This window comes from Halobacterium rubrum, assembly GCF_021729015.1.
GTDB classification, from domain to species: domain Archaea; phylum Halobacteriota; class Halobacteria; order Halobacteriales; family Halobacteriaceae; genus Halobacterium; species Halobacterium rubrum.
Window position 1 is genome coordinate 956726 of sequence record NZ_JAJQQZ010000001.1, and the last position, 17477, is coordinate 974202.

The window sequence follows — 17477 nt, forward strand, 5'->3', positions numbered from 1 at the left end:
TCAGTCGTCGGCCTCGCTCTCGCCGCGGTTCGCCCAGTCGCCGTAGAGGTACGAGCGGTCGTAGTTCGCGCCCGCGCCCGCCTCGCCGATCACGACCAGTGCCGAGGCGCGGTAGCCCGCCGCCTCGACTCGCTCGCCGATGGTCTCGATGGTGCCCTCGATGACGTCCTCGTCCGGCCACGAGGCGTGGTAGACGACTGTGACGGGGGTGTCCGGGTCGTGGCCGTCCTCGAGCAGGCGCTCCATCACGTCGGGGATGGCGTGCGTGCCGAGGTAGATACAGGTCGTCACGTCGCCCATCTCGACGAACTCCGAGACGTGGTCGTCCTCGGCGTCGAGGGTGTTCCCCTGCGGGCGCGTGAACGCGACGTGGTTCGCGGTGCCGTTCAGCGTCAACTGCGTCCTGAGCGTCGCGGCCGCCGCGAACGCCGACGTGACGCCCGGGACGATGTAGGTCGGGACGCCCTCCTGTTCGAGGGCGTCCATCTGCTCCAGGGCGGCGCCGTAGATTGCGGGGTCGCCGCTGTGCAGGCGCACGACCGTCCGGCCGTCCTCGTGGGCGTCCCGCATCAGCGGAATCAGCTCTTCGAGGTCCTTGCCGACCGAGGAGACGGTCTCGGCGTCCGCGCAGTACTCCTCGAGGAGTTCGCTGTTCACGAGGGACCCGGCGTGCACGACGAGGTCCGCGTCCGCGACGAGGTCTCTGCCCGTGACCGTCAGCAGGCCGGGGTCGCCCGGGCCGGCGCCGACGAACGGGATACCGTCCTGCACGTCGCCGGCGGTGTGTTCGTAGACGCGCTGGTCGCGGCCGCGCTGGCGCTGCTCGCTCGCGGCGTCGATGGCGTCCTGCGGAGCCTGGGTCTCGTGTTCGGCGTCGTCAGTCACCGCTGACCACCCCGTCCTCGGCGCCGTCACCGGACCGGTCCACGTCGTCGAACGCCGTCGGCCGGTCCTTCTGGAGGGACTGGCGTTCGGCGTAGGCGAGCGTGTAGTAGTCGCGCTCCGCGATCTCTCCGGGGTCGCTGGTGACCGTCGTGTCGCCCTGCTCCATGAACAGCCGGCGGCCGTACGTCACGTCGTAGCCGGCGTCCACGAGCCCCTCGTGGGTCGCGGGCGCGTCGGTCACTTTGAACAGGACCATGCGGTCTGGGCCAGTCGGGGACGCGCCCTGCGAGGCTTCCCGGAGCGCGAGCCCCGCGCCGGCGTCGACCTCCACGCCGAGCGCGGTGGTGAACGCGCTGACGGCGCTGACCCCGGGGACCGTCTCCACGTCGACGTCCGGGTGGAAGGCGTCGAGCGTGCGGCGGAGGTGGCCGAACGTCGAGTAGACGTTCGGGTCGCCGAGCGTCGCGAACGCCACGTCGCCGTCGCGAGCACGCGGCGCGACCTCACTGGCGGCGTCGCGCCACGCCTCGCGGAGCTCCTCGGGGTCCCGGGTCATCGGGAAGTCGAGGTCGCCGACGCGGGACTCCGGGACGTGGTCGGTGACGACCGACTTCGAGAGCCGGCCGGGCGAGTACACCACGTCGGCGTCTTCGAGGACGCGCTTCCCCCGGACGGTGACGAGGTCGGCGTCGCCGGGGCCGAGCCCGACGCCGTAGACGGTCATTGCTGCCCCTCCGCCTCGCCGGCGGCTTCCCCGTCTCCGGTGGCGCTGCCGACGAACGTGTAGACGGGGTTCTCGGCGTCGAAGGCGGTGGCGCCGGCGAGGTCGTAGCCGCGGCTCACCTGGAACTGCGAGACCTCGTCGAGCAGGTCGCGGTCGCGGAAGGCGCGGGCGGCCTCCCCGGCGACTTCCAGCCGTGAGACGTTCATGACGACGCGGCCGACGCCCGTCTCGACGGCGTGGTCGAGGACGGACTCGTAGTTCCGGCTGCCGCCGAGGAACAGGATGTCGGCGTCACTGGGGAGGCCGTCTGGGGCTTCGGCGTGGCGCAGGTCGACGGCGTCCGAGAGGCCGTTCGCGGCGAGGTTCTTCCGGGTAGTCTCCAGCCTGTCGGCGTCGCGCTCGAGGGCGGTGACCCGGCCGGCGTCGCGTGCGGCCTGTATGGTCACCGCGCCCGTGCAGGACCCGACCTCGACGAAGTGGTCGTCGGGGCCCAGCGCGAGCTTCGACCAGAGGACGGCCCGGACTTCGGGCTTCGTCGGTCCGGCCCGGGCGTCGTGTGGGAGTCGTGTCTGTGCCATCGCCGGACACAACGACAGTAGCGCCCAAAACAATTTTGGTTGTATTAGGGAAAGTGTATTTTCGTAACTGGCCACGAGACGCGCCACAGCGCCGCCGACGCGGGAAGTTACACAAAAATACTTGAATTGGGGGCGCCTCCGTTTGGGTTGATGGCCGACTCACTGCCCGACGGGGAACTGGGGGTCCTCCGTAGCAAGCGGAACGCCACCCGCTACCAGATCCTCGTGGAGATCGCCGAGCGCCAGCCAGCCGTCAGCCAGCAGGAGATCGCCGACGAGATCGGCGTCACCGCGCAGGCTGTCAGCGACTACCTCGGCGACCTCGTCGAGGAAGGCCACGCCCGCAAACACGGCCGCGGCCGCTACGAGGTCACCAAGGAGGGCGTCGACTGGCTGATCTCTCAGACCGACGACCTCCGGTCGTTCGTCGAGTACGTCTCCGAGAACGTCCTCGAGGAGGTCGACGTCGACACCGCCGTCGCCGCCGCCGACATCGAGGAGGGACAGCGCGTCTCCCTCTCGATGCGGGACGGCGTGATGCGCGCGACCCCCGGCGACGCCGGCAGCGCGACCGCCGTCGCGGTCACCGACGCCGAAGCGGGCCAGGACGTCGGCGCCGCCGAGTTCGAGGGGATGCTCGACTACGACCCCGGCGAAGTCACCGTGCTGTCCACCCCTGCCGTCCAGGACGGCGGCAGCGCCGCGCTCCCCGACGGCGCAGTCGCCGACCGCCTCGACGAGCACGACATCGTCGCCGCCGCCGGCGTCGAAGCGCTCGTCGCGGTCAGGGACGCCGGCACCGAGCCGGACGTCCGGTTCGGCACCGCCGCCGCCGTCCCCGCGGCCGCGAGCCGCGGTCTCTCCGTTCTACTCGTCGCGACCGCCGACCGGCTGTCCGAGCACACCGACCCGTTGCGCGAGCGTAACCTCGGCTACGAGGTCGTCGAACCCGGGCTGGACTGAGGGCCGGTCGCCGCTCGTTCGCAGCCTGATAGCCAGGGTGTCGACAGACGTTTGTACGACGCGACAGAAATTTTTGGTATGGTATCACTCGGCACGATTCGGGCACGGCCGCCCCGGGGGTGACCCGCGTGTTCGCCGCGAACGCCGAGACCACGGCCCCACACGACCTCGTCGCGGCCGCCCAGCGCCTCCGCCACGCCGTCCACCACGACGGCGGCGCCCCACAGCTGTTCGACTCGCTGACCGACCTCGATGGCGACGTGCTCGCGGCGCTACAGGACGACCAGGACGCAGCCGCCGCCTTCTGGCTGAACGTCCACGGCGCGCTGGTCGAGCGCGGCCGGAACGGCGGCGTCGAAGCCTGCCAGGTCGCCGGCGTCGACCTCACCGCCGACGACGTGAAACACGACCTCCTGCGCGCGGACCGCTGGAAGTACGGCTTCGGCTACCTCCCCGACCCCTTCCCGGGGCGGTTCGCGCGCCGCCACCGGCTCCGGGACCTCGACGAACGCGTGCACTTCGCGACACTCGCGGCCCGCCACGTCCCCGGGATGGCGGTGACGTTCACGGCGGCGAACGTCGACGACGAACTCCGGACGCTCACGCGCCGGTACCTCCAGGGGAGTGCCGACTACGACCCCGAATCGGGGGTCGTGCGAGTGCCCCGGGTGTGTCTCTGGTACCGGGGTGACTTCGGCGGGAGCGCCGGGGTGCGGTCGCTGCTCGTAACCCACGACGTCCTCCCCGCGGACGCGACACCGCGGCTCCGCTACGTCGCGTCGCCGTCCGGCGACGACTCGGCCGCCCCCGCAGAGCGAGCGCGCGGCGACACTCAGTAGAGTTCGCCGCCCAGCGGCACGTCCTCGTCGGGCCCGACGAGCACGGGATTGCCGTCCTCGTCCGGTACGCCGACCGTGAGCACTTCCGACTCGTAGCCCGCGATGTTCACGGTCCCGAGGTCCGTGGCACACAGGACCTGCCGGCCGACGAGCTCCTCGGGGTTGTAGTTGTAGCCGGTCTGGGCGGCTGACTGGACCGTCTCGTCGTCCCCGAGGTCGACCTCGAGCTTCGCGAGCTCGGGCTTGCGTGCCTCCGGGAACGCCTCGGCGGCGACGACTTCGCCGACCGCGAACGTCGTGTCGAACATGGTGCCCGGACGCACGGAAGGCGGTCACATGAACGTGTGGGGACCAACACCTTTGGGCGCGCCACCCCAACCACGGGTATGGCGCTGACCCTGTACGCTCTCGACGGCTGCCCGTACTGCGAGAAGGTCTCCGACGCCCTCGACGACCACGGCATCGACTACGAGACGGAGTGGGTCGAGGCGATGCACTCCGAGCGCAACGACGTGAAGCGAGTGAGCGGCCAGCGCGGCGTGCCCGTGCTCGTGGACGACGAGCGCGGTGTGACGATGGCCGAGAGCGAGAACATCCTCGACTACGTGGAGGTGACGCTGGCGTGAAGATCTACACCAAGCGCGGGGACGACGGCGACACCGACCTCCGGAACATGGAGCGCGTCTCGAAGACGAGCCCCCGCATCGAGGCGTACGGCACTGTCGACGAACTGAACGCGGCCGTCGGCGCAATCCGGCCGACTGACGTCGACGAACTCGACGACTACCTCCGGGAGGTCCAGAACCACCTCCACGTCGTGCAGGCGGACTTCGCGAACCCGGAGCCCGACGAGGGCGACCCGCAGGTCACCGGCGAGCACGTCGAGCAGGTCGAGGACTGGATCGACGCCTGCGAGGAACAACTGGAGCCACTGGAGTCGTTCATCCTGCCGGGGGGTAGCGACGCGGGCGCGGCGCTCCACCAGGCGCGGGCGGTCTGCCGGCGGGCGGAGCGCCGCGCGGTAGCGCTCCAGAACCACGAGGGCGACGACGTGAACGAGACGGCCGTCGCCTACCTGAACCGGCTGTCGGACGCCCTGTTCGTGTTCGCGCGGCTGGCGAATCAGGCGGCGGGTGTCCGCGAGGAGTCGCCGTCGTACTGACGGCGACGGGCGCGGACGAGGACAGATGTGATGCCGACGTCCCTCCTCAGGGACGGCGAAGTGCCGACGGTCTCTCTGGCTGGGACAGACGCGGGCGGGCTGTCGGCGACGCCCGCCACACAGAGTTTAGGTTTGCCTAAAGGAACTAAAAACCTGCGGTGGGCGACAGGAACTGCCACTGTGTTGTGTGCTACCACGAAACAGTATCGGTGACTGCTGCCCGCCCCGCCCCTGTCGGGGAACGCAAGCCTTAATGCCGGCCTCCGGGTACGATTTGGTGTCCGGGTCGGTGGTCTAGTCCGGTTATGACGGCTCCTTCACACGGAGCAGGTCGGCGGTTCAACTCCGCCCCGACCCACTTCTACTGAACCCACACCGACGAGCACCGCGTAGCGTGTGCGAGTCGTGTGGTGGTGGTGCGTGGTGTCGCGGAGTTGAACCCTGGAAGACGAGCGCAGCGAGTCTTCGTCCGGTTCAACTCCGCCCCGTCCTACTTCTACCGAAGCAACGACGGCGAGATCACCGGGGCCAGCTGAACTTCCCTCCCAGCACGAGCCCCGCGACTACCCCCTGTAAGGTCGGAACCCGAGACCGACGCCGGCTACTCGCTGCCGGCTTCCCGGGCTTCCAGGCGACCGCCGCAGCCGCCACACCGGTAGTCGCCCGGATTCTTCACGAGCTTCGACTCCCGGTAGCGCGCCAGCTCGCTGCCGCAGTCCCGGCAGACCACCCAGTAGTTCGGGTCGGCGAACAGCTCGCAGGTGACCGGCGTCTGGAGCCGGCGCGCCCACGCCTCGAAGCGGTCGCCGTGGCTGGAGTCGCCGTACTCGTTCAGGAGGTGGGCGTGGATCAGCTCGTGGCGGACGGTCTCGGCGGCCGCGCCCCAGCCGCGGTTCTCGAACAGCGCCCACGCGATGGAGACGCGCTCGGGGTCGCCGTCGCGGTAGTGGACGGCGCCCGCCCGGCGTCGCGCGCGCTTGCTTACCTCCCAGTCGAGCGTGTCGACGTCGACGGAGAGTCCGTAGTTCCGGACGACCTCGCGGGCGTACACTCGGGCGACGGCGAGAAACTCCCCGGGCGTGGTCGCGGCTGCGTCGATGGCGTAGAACTCGGTGTCCAGTCCCGGGTCGTCGGCCGTCATCGCGTCGAGTGTGGGTGTGCTGTCACGGTGTGGCTCCCGGCAGTCGGTCGACTGTCGCCGCTGCCTGCCCGGAGGGACAGCGCCAGCAAAAAAGCTCGGCCCGCCGGTCGACCGTCGACGTACCAGCTCTGTTACGGAAGCTGCGTTCAGCGAGCGTATCAGTGCCTCTCGAACGGAGTGTGACGTGATGCCTGGACTGGACTCGCTGCGAGTGGGCGTGGTCACCGGCCCCCGGACCTCACGGCGGGCGCACGGGAACTGGTCGCCGAGTTCGAGCGGCGCGGCGTGACCGCCGGCCCCGCAGTCTGGACCGACGACGACGAGAGCCGGGCGGATCTCGACGTCATCCTCCTGCGGTCGTGCTGGGACTACCACGAACCAATCGACGACTCCCGGGACGGCCAGTTCGTGTTGATGGAGCTCGAGCTCGCCGAGCCGTACCTCTGGCTCGGCCAGGCCGACGGCGCAGTCGAGGGGCTCGCGGACGCCGTCGAGGCAGCCCGCTGAGACTGGCGGCTGCGGAACTCCGGCGTTCAGCACGACCAGACCGGATTCGAGACTGGCCTGAGCACCATCGAGTCCCTGATATTCTCTAGGGATGTTGGGATTTCCTCCCACGCCTCTAGTAGATACACAGGAGTTTACGATTTTCAGGACAAGAGCTAAACAGTAGCTTGTTTTGCTGTTCTACTGGAATGGACAATACGAACGTAGCGAAAAATTCGGTAATCGTGTCTGATTGTACTTCACGGATGCTCGGCGGGGGTGGTGCCTGAATGGCCGTCCCCGCCGGCGTCGCGGACGGCATCAACACGGTTTGGGCGCTCGTCGTGGCGTTCCTCATCTTCTTCATGCAGCCCGGGTTCGCGCTCCTCGAGAGCGGCCAGGTCCGCGCGAAGAACGTCGGGAACGTCCTGATGAAGAACGTCACCGACTGGACGGCCGGCGTGCTCGCGTACTTCCTGCTGGGGTACGGGCTGTCGTCGGTCGTCGGCGCCGTCACCGCCGGGCGCCCCCTCGACGCGCCGTTCGCGTACTTCGGCGCGCCCGGGCAGTGGGTGACGTGGCTCGTCGGCGCCGTGTTCGCGATGACCGCCGCCACCATCGTCTCGGGCGCCGTCGCCGAGCGCACGAACTTCACGGCGTACGCGTTCGTCGCGGTGGTCATGACGGCCGTCGTCTACCCCGTCACGACCGGGCTCACGTGGGCCGGCGGCCTGCTCTCCCTGGAGGGGTACGTCGGGCAGGCGCTGGGCGTCGGCTACCTCGACTTCGCGGGCGCCACCGTCGTCCACATGCTCGGCGGCATCGCCGGCCTCGTCGGTGCCTACTTCGTCGGTCCCCGCGAGGGGCGCTTCGACGCCAGCGGCGACAGCCACCCGATTCCGGGCCACTCGATGCTGCTTGCCGTCCTCGGCACGCTCATCCTCGCGTTCGGGTGGTACGGGTTCAACGTCGGCACGTCGGCCATCTACGGGCCCGACGACGCGCTGCTGTCCGCCCAGCTCGGCCGGGTCGCACTGAACACGACGCTCGGCATGGGGGCGGGCGCCGTCGCGGCGATGGCGGTGTCGGCGTCTCGGCAGGACAAGCCGGACCCGCTGTGGACCGCCAACGGCCTGCTCGCCGGGCTCGTCGCCGTCACGGGCGCCGTCCCGCACGTCACCTGGGTGGGCGGCATCGTGCTGGGCGCGCTCGGCGGCGCGCTCGTCCTCCCGACGTACCGCTTCGTCGTCGACTCGCTGCGCGTCGACGACGTCTGTGGCGTGTTCGCCGTCCACGGGATGGCGGGCGCGGTCGGCACGCTGTTGATTCCGTTCTTCGCCGTCAGCGGCTTCTCCGCCACGCAACTGCTGATGCAGGTGGTCGGCGTCGGCGTCGTCGCCGCGTGGGCGACCCTCGGCAGCGCCGGGACGTTCCTGCTCGCCGACGCCCTCTTCGGTCTCCGGGTCTCCCCCGAGGAGGAGGAAGCCGGCCTCGACGCCAGCGAGCACGGCGTCGCCGCCTACCCCGAGTTCACCGGCGGCGGCAGCCCGGACAGCCAGCCCGTGAGCGCCGACGGCGGCCACCCCGGGGGTGAGACCGATGACTGACTCCGACGACATCGAGATGGTCGTCGCGTACGTCCGCCCGGACAAGCTCTCGGACGTGAAACAGGCCATCGCGAACGTCGGCGCGCCCTCGCTGACCGTGACGAAAGTCTCGGGCCGCGGCAGCCAGCCGGTGAAGACCGAGCAGTGGCGCGGCGAGGAGTACACCGTCGATCTCCACGAGAAGGCGAAAGTCGAGTGCGTCGTCGCCGACGTCGACGCCGAGACCGTCGTCGACGCCATCGGCGACGCCGCCCACACCGGCGAGAAGGGCGACGGCAAAGTGTTCGTGCTCCCGGTCACGTCGGCGGTCCAGATCCGGACCGGCGCCACCGGAACAGACGCCGTCTAGCAGACCGACCAGTCGTCGCCACCCGCTGTCGCAATTGCGGCCCTCTTCCTCCACCGCCCGCACTCGGCGCGTCAGCCGGCAGTCAGGCGTCGTTCATCCGGCGAGACCGGCTTGCCTCGCAGCGCTGGCAGGTCGCGACCCGGTAGGGCTCCCGGGAGAACTCGGCGTTCGCGGCGCTCTCGTCGTCTGTCTCCGCGCGCAGTTCGATGCTGACGTCGTGGGGGGTGTCCCGGCCGCAGGCCTGACAGTGCTCCTGCCGGGTCGTCCCCATCGGTTTGGTCGCCATCGTGACTCGGCCAACGACCGGGAGGGGGATAAGCCGGGACGACGCTGACACCGGGTTCGGCCCGAATTAAGCCGAATTAACCCGGGATAATCCACGGATGGCGGCGGGGGCGGTGTCGAACCGGGGTCGCGGCCGGCTCCCGGGTGCTGTGGCTGGTCGGCGCGACGAGCGGGGAGAGAGAAGGGCCGGGTTACAGCAGGTCTTCGATGTTGTCGGCGACCTCCTCGGGGGTGTCGCCGACGGGGACGCCCGCGTCGTTCAGGGCGTTGATCTTGGACTCGGCGGTGCCGGTGCCGCTACCGGAGACGATGGCGCCCGCGTGACCCATGCGCTTGCCCGGCGGCGCGGTGCGGCCGGCGATGAAGCCGGCGACCGGCGTGTCCATGTGCTGGGCGATGTACTGGGCGGCCTCCTCCTCGTCCTCGCCGCCGATCTCGCCGCACATCACGACGGCCTCGGTGTCGGGGTCGTTCTCGAACAGCTCGAGGGCGTCGATGAAGTCGGTGCCGATGATGGGGTCGCCGCCGATGCCGATGGCGGTCGTCTGCCCGATGCCGCGCGAGGTGAGGGAGTCCACGACCTGGTACGTGAGCGTGCCAGAGCGGGAGACGAGCCCGACGTTGCCGGACTCGAAGATGTTGCCCGGCAGGATGCCGAGCTTCGCCTCACCCGGCGTGATGATGCCGGGGCAGTTCGGGCCGATGAGGCGGGTGTCGACCTCGGAGAGGCGCTTGTACACCTTCGCCATGTCCTGGGTCGGGATGCCCTCGGTGATGGCGACCACGAGGTCGAGGTTCGTGTCCAGGGCCTCGAAGACCGCGTCGGCGGCGAACGCCGGCGGCACGAACACCACGGAGGCGTCCGCGTCTTCGGCCTCGACGGCCTGGTCGACGGTGTCGTAGACCGGGACGCCGGCGACCTCCTGGCCGCCCTTCCCGGGCACTGCGCCCGCGACGACGTTCGTCCCGTACTCGATCATCTGTTCGGCGTGGAACTTGCCTTCGCCGCCCGTGATGCCCTGCACCACGACGCGGGTGTCGTCGTCGACTAGAATGCTCATTGGTCTCCCTCCTCGGCGTACTCGACGGCGCGCTGCACGGCGCCCTCGAGCGTCTCTTCGACGGTCACGAGCTCGTCGTTGAGGATCTCGCGGCCCTCGGCGGCGTTGGTGCCGGCGAGCCGCACGACGACGGGCTTCGGGATCTCGTCGAACTGTTCGAGCGCGGCGTTGATGCCCTTCGCGACCTCGTCGCCCCGGGTGATGCCCCCGAAGATGTTGAAGACGACGCTGTCGACGTTCTCGTCGCTGAACACCATGTCCAGGGCGTTCGTGACGCGTTCGGCTTTCGCGCCGCCGCCGATGTCCAGGAAGTTCGCGGGGCTGCCGCCGTAGTAGTCCACGAGGTCCAGCGTGGTCATCACGAGTCCGGCGCCGTTGCCGATGATGCCCGTGTTGCCGTCGAGGCGCACGTAGTCGAAGCCGTACTCGTTGGCCTTGGCTTCGAGGTCGTCCTCGGCGGCCTCCTCCTCCATCTCGGCGAGCTCGGGCTGGCGGAACAGCGCGTCCTCGTCGATGTTCATCACGGCGTCTGCCGCGATGACCTCGTCGTCGGCGGTGACCATCAGCGGGTTCACCTCGACGTCGCTGCCGTCGCGGGCCTCGTAGAGGTCGTACAGCGTCGTCAGGATGGACGCGACGTCACCGGCGACTTCGCGGGGGATGCCGGCCTCGTAGACGGCCTTCCGGGCCTGATAGGGGTGCAGGCCGAACGAGGGGTCGACGTGTTCGCGCACGATTGCGTCGGGGTCCTCCTCGGCGACCTCCTCGATGTTGACGCCGCCGCGCTCCGAGACCATGACGACGGGCTTGCCCTCGCCGCGGTCCATCGTCACGCCGACGTACAGTTCGTTCGTGAAGTCGACGGCCTCCTCGACGAGGACCTTCTCGACCGTGTAGCCCTTGAGGTCCATGCCGAGAATCGACTCGGCGGCCTCGCGGGCTTCGTCGGCGTCCTCGACCAGTTTGATGCCGCCGGCCTTCCCGCGGCCACCGACGTGTACCTGGGCCTTCACCGCGACGGGGTAGCCGAGGCCCTCTGCGGCCTCGACGACCTCGTCGACGGACGAGGCGAGCTCCGACCCCGGGGTCGGGATTCCCGCCTCGGCGAAGACCTGCTTCGCCTGGTACTCGTGAAGCTTCATGCACTCTCAAGGGCGACCCGGGCGCGCATAAAGCCCATCGGTCTGCGACTGCGGCTACGCGTGCCGGTATCGCCAGTACGAGTAGCCGACGGTGGCAGCGGCAGCGAGCACGGCCGGGGCGACCGCGAGGGCGAGCGCGTAACTGGGGACGAGCACGCCGGCTGCGGCGACCGGCCCGCCGGCGACGAGGACGCGGCCGACGAGGCGGTTGGTGTCGGCCCAGACCCCCTCGTCTTCGAGGGTCCAGGGCGTGCGGGCGCCGACGAACCAGTTCTGGTCGGTTCGCGCCGTCACCACGCCGGCGACGACGTAGACGCCGCCGAGGGCGGGGGCGAGCGCCTGCATCGGGGCGACGTCGACGCCGAGGTTCACGACGAGCACGAACCCGTGCGCGTAGACGACGAATCCGACGGTGGCGAGCGCGAGGGCGTCGTAAGCGTCACGGAAGTCGTCGTAGTCGTTGCGCGGGTCGAGGCGGGGGAGCACGTGGAAGAAGCCGACGGTGAGCGCGGCCACCGCCGGGGTGAGCGACAGGCCGAGCCACGTCGGCATCGTGCCGTCCACGTCGCCGGCGGCGTTCCAGTGCGTCGCCATCCTGGCTGGCAGTTCTGGCGCCGCGAGCGCGCTGGCGAGCACGGCGACGGCGACCAGCATCCCGCCGCGGTACAGGAGCCGTCGGTCGTCGGTCACGGACGGTACTGGGCGCGCCTGCAGTATAAAAGCAGCCAGCAGCGCGCTACTGTTGGGTCGCGGATACGTTTACGGTGGTCGCGTTCCACGGTACCGATATGCACGCCGAGTTCGATTTCGAGGGCGACGTGGTGCTGGTGACTGGTGCGTCGGGCGCGCTGGGGAGCGCGGTCTGCCGGGCGTTCGACGACGCCGGCGCGACGGTCTGCGGGACCGACGTGGTGGAACCGGGCGAGGACACGGAACTGGACCGCGGCGAGGTGTCGTTCTACCGGGGCGACCTCACGGACGAGGCACAGGCCGAACAGGTCGTCTCCGGGGCTGTGGACGCCCACGGTGGCCTCGACGCGCTCTGCAACGTCGCCGGGATGTGGCAGGGCGGCGACCCCATCGACGAGACCGACGTCGGGGACTTCGAGACGGTCTTCGACGTGAACCTGAAGACGATGTTCCTCGCGAGCAAGCACGCCCTCCCCCACCTCCGGGAGAGCGGCGGGAACATCGTCTCCGTGTCGGCGCGCGCCTCACTCGAAGGCGGCGAGGGCGACGGCCCCTACCGGGCGGCGAAAGCCGGCGTCCGCCTGCTTACGGAGACCATCGCCGAGGAGAACCGTGGAGCGGTGCGCGCGAACGCCGTCATGCCCTCGGTCATCGACACGCCGGCGAACCGCGAGATGCTGCCCGACGCCGACCACGACTCGTGGGTCGACCCCGCCGACATCGCCCGCGTCGTGCTCTCACTGAGTTCTGACGCCACGCCACCCACCAGTGGCGGCTCGGTCCCCGTCTACGGTGAAGCCTGACCGTCACTCACACCCGCCGATTCGACTTGCGGTTCGCCGGCGAACGCCCCGTTCCAGTGGACGTACGTGGTGAATATGGGTATCTAGCCGCACCGAACTGGACGCTCGAAAACCATGCCTCCTGTTGGCGTGCTGTACTCTACCAATTCGAACGGCTTTTCAGGCAGGCACAGAGAACGGCGTGGTACAACATGGCAGAACGTGAAACGTGGACGACGAGAGTTGGCTTCATCTTCGCCGCCGTCGGGTCGGCGGTCGGCCTCGGGAACATCTGGTCGTTCCCGTTCCAGACCGGACAGAACGGCGGTGCAGCGTTCCTCCTGGTCTACCTCGCAGTCGTGTTCGTCATCGGCTTCCCGGCGATGCTCATGGAGTTTGTCATCGGCCGGCGCAGCAAACAGAACCCAATCTCGGCGTTCCGCGAGCTCGGCTTCGAGAACTGGTCGTTCGCGGGGACGCTCGGCGTCCTCGGCTCCGCCGTCACGCTGGCGTTCTACAGCGTCATCGGCGGCTGGGTTCTGAGCTACATCGTCGGCAGCGCCACCGGCACCTACTTCGGTAACGTCGCCGGCTTCTTCGGCACCGTCTCCGCCGGCCCGCTGGCCGTCGGTACGCACGCCCTCTTCATGGGGCTGACCGTCGCAATCGTCGCGTTCGGCATCCAGGGCGGCATCGAGCGCGCCACCAAGGTGATGGTGCCCGCTATCCTCGTCCTGCTGCTCGGCCTCGCCGCCTGGGGGTTCACCCTCGAGGGCGCGACGGCCGGCTACGAGTACTACCTCTCCCCCGACTTCGGCTACCTCGCCGACAACCTAACCTCCATCGTGCCGTCCGCCGTCGGGCAGGCGTTCTTCACGCTGTCACTCGGGTTCAGCGTCATGATCGCGTACGCCTCCTACCTCGGGAGCGACGACAGCCTCCCGGCTGACGGCTCCGCCATCGTCGTCATCAACACGCTCGTCGCGCTGCTCGCCGGGTTCGTCGTCTTCCCGGTCCTGCTGTCCATCGGCGTCGAACCGGGCTCCGGCGGCGTCGGCACTGCGTTCGTCAGCCTCGCCGGCGCGTTCGCCCAGATTCCCGGCGGCGAGCTGCTCGGTGTCGGCTTCTTCATCGTCCTGCTGCTGGCGGCGCTGTCCAGCGCGATTAGCCTCCTCGAGACGCCGGTGTCGTACGTCGTCGACAACTACGACTACGACCGGAAGGTCGTCGCCACGGTGCTCGGCGGCACCATCTTCGCGGCCGGCATCCCGACCGCGCTGTCGACTGCCACGCTTGGCTGGTACAACGACATCGTGTTCAACCTCCTGCTGCCGCTGGTCGTGTTGCTGTTCGCGCTGTTCGTCGGCTGGGTCGCCTTCGACGAGTCCGTCGACGAACTCGCGCAGGGCAGTTCGCTCGGCACCGGGTTCACGGCGCTCTGGCTGTGGTGGGTGCGTCTGGTCATCCCGGCCGCCATCGGTCTCACGCTCGTCCTCGGCGTGCAGGACCTCGCGCTGAAGGCACAGCTCATCGAGTCCGCCGTCGTCCTCGGCTAGGGATCGTCGGCGAGACCGCGATTCGGCCACAGAATCGAAATTCCATAACGGTTTTTCACGCGGCTTGCGCCGTGTTCTCGGGGAGTTGACGGTTCGTTGGTCGTAACCCTAAAATGGGGGGGTTTGCTACAGAGTTGCAATGACACGTGAGTCCTGGCAGACGCGGCTCGGGTTCATTCTGGCCGCGGTGGGGTCGGCGGTGGGACTGGGGAACCTCTGGCGGTTCCCGTGGATGACCAGCGAGAACGGCGGCGCGGCGTTCCTCCTCGTGTACCTCGGGGTCGTACTGGTCGTCGGCGTCCCCGGTCTGCTGGCGGAGTTCGTCATCGGCCGACGCTCCCGACGGAACCCCGTCGGCGCACTCTCCGCACTCTCGGACTCGAAGGGCTGGACCGTCTTCGGCCACGTCTTCGTCGTCACCGCTGTCGTCCTGCTGTCGTTCTACAGCGTCGTCGGTGGCTGGATCTTCCGGTACCTCGGCGCCAGTTTCACCGGCGCGTACTTCGCGAACCCCGGTCAGTACTTCGGGGCCGTGAACTACGGCGTCGAAGCCCTCGGATTCCACCTGCTGTTCCTCGGCGTCACGGCGCTCATCGTGCTCCGCGGCGTCAAACGCGGCATCGAACGCGCGACGAAAGTGATGATGCCCGCCATCGTCGTCCTGCTGGTCGGGCTCGCCGCCTGGGGCGTCACACTCGACGGCGCCGCGGCCGGACTCTCGTTCTACCTCTCCCCCGACTTCGGGGCGCTAGAAACGAACTTCCTCGACATCCTCCCGGCCGCCGCCGGCCAGGCGCTGTTCACGCTCTCGCTGGGCGCCGGCACGATGGTCACGTACGCCTCCTACCTCGGGGAGGACCGCTCGCTGGCCGCCGACGGCACCGCCATCGCCGTCCTCAACACGTTCGTCGGCGTGCTCGCGGGCGTCGTCGTCTTTCCCATCCTGTTCGCGCTCGTCGGCGACGCCGGCGGCGGCGGCCCCGGCGCGCTGTTCGTCGGCCTCGCGAGCGCGTTCGCCTCGTTGCCCTACGGGCAGGTCGTCGGCGTCGTGTTCTTCGGCGTCGTCGCACTCGCCGCGCTGTCCTCCTCGATATCGATGCTGGAGATTCCGGTCTCCTTCCTCGTCGACGAGTACGGCGTCTCCCGACCCGCCGCGACCACCGGACTGGTGGCGCTGTTCGCCGTCACGGGCTCGGTGTGCGCGCTCTACCCGAGCGTGTTCGGCTTCGTCGCCAGCACGCTCGTCGACCTCCTGCTGACCGGCGGGCTCGTCGGCTTCCTGCTGTTCGCCGGCTGGGTGCTCGGCCGGGACGCCGTCGAGGAGTACGAACTCGGCGCCGGCGAGTTCGCGACGTCGCTGTCGACGGCGTGGCTGTACGCCGCGGGCGTATTCATCCCGGTGTTCCTCATCTTCACGTTCGTCTCCGGGCTCGCCGCCGCGCTCGGCGTCTCGGTCGCGTCGGTCGAACTGCTCGGCGTCACACTCGGACAGACCCGGCTGTTCGTGGCCGTGAGCGTCCTCGTCGCGGTCGCGTCGTTCCTCGGGCTGCGGCGGGCCGAGTCGGTCGTCTGACCGGCCCGCCGCCGTCGCTCGCCGTTGGCGCCTCGACCCCGCTTGGCGTCCCCGTCTCGGAATCCTTTTGCCGCCGGTCGCGGAAACCCCGATAATCAGATGACGATGGAAGAGCGCATCGAGGAACTGCGCGAGAAGACCGAGCGCGCACTCCTCGGCGGGGGGGAGGCCCGCATCGAGTCCCAGCACGAGAAGGGGAAGATGACGGCCCGCGAGCGAATCGACTACTTCCTCGACGACGGGACGTTCAACGAACTGGACCAGCTGCGCACGCACCGGTCGACGAACTTCGACATGGACGAGAAGCAGCTGCCGGGCGACGGCGTCGTCACGGGCTACGGCGACGTCAACGGCCGCACGACGTTCGTGTTCGCCCACGACTTCACCGTCTTCGGCGGGAGCCTCGGCGAGGTGTTCGCCGAGAAGGTGACGAAGGTGATGGACCGCGCGATGGAGGTCGGCGCGCCCGTCGTCGGCCTGAACGACTCCGCCGGCGCCCGCATCCAGGAGGGCGTCGACGCCCTCGGCGGGTACGCGGAAATCTTCACCCGCAACGAGAAAGCCAGCGGCGTCGTCCCCCAGATTTCGGCCATCATGGGGCCGTGTGCGGGCGGTGCCGTCTACTCGCCGGCCATCACGGACTTCGTGTTCATGGTGAAAGACACCAGTCACATGTTCATCACCGGGCCGGACGTCATCGAGACGGTGACCGGCGAGGAGGTCGGGTTCGAGGAGCTCGGCGGCGCGACCACGCACTCCTCGGAGTCCGGCGTCGCGCACTTCGCCTGCGACAGCGAGGAGGAGGCCCTCGACAACATCAGGCGTCTGCTCTCCTACCTCCCGCAGAACAACGTCGAGGACCCGCCGCGGGTCGAGCCCTACGACGACCCCGAGCGCCGCGACGAGGCGCTGGAGTCCATCGTCCCCGACCAGCCGCGCAAGCCCTACGACATGACGAACGTCATCGGGAGTGTCGTGGACGAACAGTCCTTTTTCGAGGTGCAGGCGAACTACGCGAAGAACATCGTCGTCGGGTTCGCCCGGCTGGACGGGCGCTCGGTCGGCATCGTCGCGAACCAGCCCCGCGTGAACGCCGGCACCCTCGACATCGACGCCTCCGAGAAGGCCAGCCGGTTCGTGCGGTTCTGTGACTCGTTCAACGTCCCCATCCTGACGTTCGTGGACGTGCCCGGGTTCCTGCCGGGGACCGACCAGGAGCACGGCGGCATCATCCGGCACGGCGCGAAGCTCCTGTACGCCTTCAGCGAGGCCAGCGTGCCCCTGATGACGGTCATCACCCGGAAGGCCTACGGCGGCGCCTACGACGTCATGGCGAGCAAGCACATCGGCGCAGACGTGAACTACGCGTGGCCGACCGCCGAAATCGCGGTGATGGGGCCGAAAGGCGCGGTGAATGTCCTCTACAGCGACGAGCTCGAGGCGGCCGACGACACCGAGGCGCGCCGCCAGGAACTCATCGACGAGTACCGCGAGGAGTTCGCGAACCCCTACACGGCGGCGGACCGAGGCTACGTCGACGCCGTCATCGAGCCGACCGAGACCCGGCCGCGGCTCGTCGACGACCTCGAGATGCTGGCCAGCAAGCGCGAGGAGACGCCGGACAAGAAACACGGCAACATCCCGCTGTGATGGC

Annotated in this window: 19 protein-coding genes, 1 tRNA gene and 1 pseudogene; 12 read left to right on the plus strand and 9 right to left on the minus strand. The window is 69.2% G+C overall.

The genetic code is table 11. From position 1 onward, the window contains the following. Genes LT971_RS05225 through cbiT form a run of 3 tightly spaced genes read right to left on the minus strand, consistent with a single transcriptional unit; the run spans position 1 to position 2187 of the window. Positions 1-885: a cobalt-precorrin-4/precorrin-4 C(11)-methyltransferase gene (locus tag LT971_RS05225; protein WP_425293263.1), complete on the minus strand. Its 885-nt coding sequence runs from the start codon at positions 883-885 to the stop codon at positions 1-3. Beyond that, the gene (locus tag LT971_RS05230) at positions 878-1609 is read right to left on the minus strand and encodes a cobalt-factor II C(20)-methyltransferase (protein WP_237005795.1); all 732 of its coding nucleotides are present in this window, start codon (positions 1607-1609) and stop codon (positions 878-880) included. Before LT971_RS05230 ends, LT971_RS05225 begins: the two co-directional genes overlap by 8 nt. Continuing rightward, positions 1606-2187 carry a precorrin-6Y C5,15-methyltransferase (decarboxylating) subunit CbiT gene (gene cbiT, locus LT971_RS05235; protein WP_237005796.1) on the minus strand — a complete coding sequence of 194 codons (582 nt, stop codon included), beginning with the start codon at positions 2185-2187 and terminating at the stop codon, positions 1606-1608. Before cbiT ends, LT971_RS05230 begins: the two co-directional genes overlap by 4 nt. A 150-nt stretch (positions 2188-2337) precedes the next feature. Here cbiT and LT971_RS05240 point away from each other — a divergent pair, with 150 nt between their 5' ends. Continuing rightward, positions 2338-3150, plus strand: coding sequence for a DUF7839 domain-containing protein (locus LT971_RS05240; protein ID WP_237005797.1), 813 nt, complete (start codon positions 2338-2340; stop codon positions 3148-3150). 128 nt (positions 3151-3278) lie between these two features. Next, the gene (locus tag LT971_RS05245; protein WP_237005798.1) at positions 3279-3989 is read left to right on the plus strand and encodes a DUF547 domain-containing protein; all 711 of its coding nucleotides are present in this window, start codon (positions 3279-3281) and stop codon (positions 3987-3989) included. Here the strand turns inward: LT971_RS05245 and LT971_RS05250 are convergent. Continuing rightward, positions 3983-4297, minus strand: coding sequence for a tRNA-binding protein (locus tag LT971_RS05250; protein ID WP_237005799.1), 315 nt, complete (start codon positions 4295-4297; stop codon positions 3983-3985). The two genes, LT971_RS05245 and LT971_RS05250, sit on opposite strands and share 7 nt — an antisense overlap. Positions 4298-4375: 78 nt before the next feature. Between LT971_RS05250 and LT971_RS05255 the strand changes: the two genes are divergently transcribed. From LT971_RS05255 to LT971_RS05265, 3 genes are all read left to right on the plus strand, one after another. Then, entirely contained in the window at positions 4376-4615 is a 240-nt protein-coding gene (locus LT971_RS05255; RefSeq protein ID WP_237005800.1) for a glutaredoxin family protein, read from the plus strand. Next, on the plus strand, positions 4612-5151 hold the full coding sequence (locus tag LT971_RS05260) for a cob(I)yrinic acid a,c-diamide adenosyltransferase (RefSeq protein ID WP_237005801.1): 540 nt from the start codon (positions 4612-4614) through the stop codon (positions 5149-5151). The genes LT971_RS05255 and LT971_RS05260 overlap by 4 nt, the downstream gene beginning before the upstream one ends. Positions 5152-5434: 283 nt before the next feature. Beyond that, positions 5435-5509: transfer RNA gene (locus LT971_RS05265), tRNA-Val, on the plus strand. Positions 5510-5752: 243 nt separating this feature from the next. Here the strand turns inward: LT971_RS05265 and LT971_RS05270 are convergent. Continuing rightward, positions 5753-6292, minus strand: coding sequence for a SprT-like domain-containing protein (locus LT971_RS05270; protein ID WP_237005802.1), 540 nt, complete (start codon positions 6290-6292; stop codon positions 5753-5755). A 240-nt stretch (positions 6293-6532) separates the two neighbouring features. Between LT971_RS05270 and LT971_RS05275 the strand changes: the two are divergent. The 3 genes and pseudogenes from LT971_RS05275 to glnK1 all read left to right on the plus strand — a co-directional run. Beyond that, a pseudogene (locus tag LT971_RS05275) lies at positions 6533-6799 on the plus strand (DcsG N-terminal domain-containing protein); the annotation flags it as partial. A 269-nt stretch (positions 6800-7068) separates the two neighbouring features. Next, positions 7069-8385, plus strand: a complete 1317-nt coding sequence (locus LT971_RS05280; protein ID WP_237005804.1) for an ammonium transporter — start codon at positions 7069-7071, stop codon at positions 8383-8385. After that, on the plus strand, positions 8378-8734 hold the full coding sequence (gene glnK1, locus LT971_RS05285) for a nitrogen regulatory protein GlnK1 (RefSeq protein ID WP_237005805.1): 357 nt from the start codon (positions 8378-8380) through the stop codon (positions 8732-8734). Before LT971_RS05280 ends, glnK1 begins: the two co-directional genes overlap by 8 nt. An 82-nt stretch (positions 8735-8816) precedes the next feature. Here the strand turns inward: glnK1 and LT971_RS05290 are convergent, their stop codons facing one another. From LT971_RS05290 to LT971_RS05305, 4 genes are all read right to left on the minus strand, one after another. Further along, positions 8817-9020, minus strand: coding sequence for a DUF7835 family putative zinc beta-ribbon protein (locus LT971_RS05290; RefSeq protein WP_237005806.1), 204 nt, complete (start codon positions 9018-9020; stop codon positions 8817-8819). A gap of 190 nt (positions 9021-9210) precedes the next feature. Then, a complete protein-coding gene (gene sucD / locus LT971_RS05295; RefSeq protein WP_237005807.1) occupies positions 9211-10080 on the minus strand; it encodes a succinate--CoA ligase subunit alpha in 870 nt (289 codons plus the stop codon). Then, a complete protein-coding gene (sucC, locus tag LT971_RS05300) occupies positions 10077-11222 on the minus strand; it encodes an ADP-forming succinate--CoA ligase subunit beta (protein WP_237005808.1) in 1146 nt (381 codons plus the stop codon). The genes sucD and sucC overlap by 4 nt, the downstream gene beginning before the upstream one ends. A 54-nt stretch (positions 11223-11276) precedes the next feature. Continuing rightward, positions 11277-11912 carry an SdpI family protein gene (locus tag LT971_RS05305; RefSeq protein ID WP_237005809.1) on the minus strand — a complete coding sequence of 212 codons (636 nt, stop codon included), beginning with the start codon at positions 11910-11912 and terminating at the stop codon, positions 11277-11279. A 98-nt stretch (positions 11913-12010) separates the two neighbouring features. Here LT971_RS05305 and LT971_RS05310 point away from each other — a divergent pair, with 98 nt between their 5' ends. The 4 genes from LT971_RS05310 to LT971_RS05325 all read left to right on the plus strand — a co-directional run bounded on the left by LT971_RS05310 (position 12011) and on the right by LT971_RS05325 (position 17473). Next, complete coding sequence (locus LT971_RS05310) at positions 12011-12715, plus strand: SDR family oxidoreductase (protein WP_237005810.1); 705 nt, start codon at positions 12011-12013, stop codon at positions 12713-12715. Between the two features lie 191 nt (positions 12716-12906). Next, positions 12907-14250: a sodium-dependent transporter gene (locus tag LT971_RS05315; protein ID WP_237005811.1), complete on the plus strand. Its 1344-nt coding sequence runs from the start codon at positions 12907-12909 to the stop codon at positions 14248-14250. A gap of 139 nt (positions 14251-14389) precedes the next feature. Further along, a complete protein-coding gene (locus tag LT971_RS05320) occupies positions 14390-15823 on the plus strand; it encodes a sodium-dependent transporter (protein WP_237005812.1) in 1434 nt (477 codons plus the stop codon). 99 nt (positions 15824-15922) lie between these two features. Next, positions 15923-17473, plus strand: coding sequence for an acyl-CoA carboxylase subunit beta (locus tag LT971_RS05325; protein WP_237005813.1), 1551 nt, complete (start codon positions 15923-15925; stop codon positions 17471-17473). The last annotated feature ends 4 nt before the right edge of the window (positions 17474-17477 follow it).

Bases quoted from the DNA above. Each gene is read 5' to 3' on its own strand.
- sucD (WP_237005807.1), bottom strand. From the start codon at position 10,080: ATGAGCATTCTAGTCGACGACGACACCCGCGTCGTGGTGCAGGGCATC.
- LT971_RS05310 (WP_237005810.1), top strand. From the start codon at position 12,011: ATGCACGCCGAGTTCGATTTCGAGGGCGACGTGGTGCTGGTGACTGGT.
- LT971_RS05315 (WP_237005811.1), top strand. From the start codon at position 12,907: ATGGCAGAACGTGAAACGTGGACGACGAGAGTTGGCTTCATCTTCGCC.
- LT971_RS05255 (WP_237005800.1), top strand. From the start codon at position 4,376: ATGGCGCTGACCCTGTACGCTCTCGACGGCTGCCCGTACTGCGAGAAG.
- LT971_RS05325 (WP_237005813.1), top strand. From the start codon at position 15,923: ATGACGATGGAAGAGCGCATCGAGGAACTGCGCGAGAAGACCGAGCGC.
- LT971_RS05320 (WP_237005812.1), top strand. From the start codon at position 14,390: ATGACACGTGAGTCCTGGCAGACGCGGCTCGGGTTCATTCTGGCCGCG.
- LT971_RS05270 (WP_237005802.1), bottom strand. From the start codon at position 6,292: ATGACGGCCGACGACCCGGGACTGGACACCGAGTTCTACGCCATCGAC.
- LT971_RS05240 (WP_237005797.1), top strand. From the start codon at position 2,338: ATGGCCGACTCACTGCCCGACGGGGAACTGGGGGTCCTCCGTAGCAAG.
- sucC (WP_237005808.1), bottom strand. From the start codon at position 11,222: ATGAAGCTTCACGAGTACCAGGCGAAGCAGGTCTTCGCCGAGGCGGGA.
- LT971_RS05250 (WP_237005799.1), bottom strand. From the start codon at position 4,297: ATGTTCGACACGACGTTCGCGGTCGGCGAAGTCGTCGCCGCCGAGGCG.
- glnK1 (WP_237005805.1), top strand. From the start codon at position 8,378: ATGACTGACTCCGACGACATCGAGATGGTCGTCGCGTACGTCCGCCCG.
- LT971_RS05230 (WP_237005795.1), bottom strand. From the start codon at position 1,609: ATGACCGTCTACGGCGTCGGGCTCGGCCCCGGCGACGCCGACCTCGTC.
- cbiT (WP_237005796.1), bottom strand. From the start codon at position 2,187: ATGGCACAGACACGACTCCCACACGACGCCCGGGCCGGACCGACGAAG.
- LT971_RS05280 (WP_237005804.1), top strand. From the start codon at position 7,069: ATGGCCGTCCCCGCCGGCGTCGCGGACGGCATCAACACGGTTTGGGCG.
- LT971_RS05290 (WP_237005806.1), bottom strand. From the start codon at position 9,020: ATGGCGACCAAACCGATGGGGACGACCCGGCAGGAGCACTGTCAGGCC.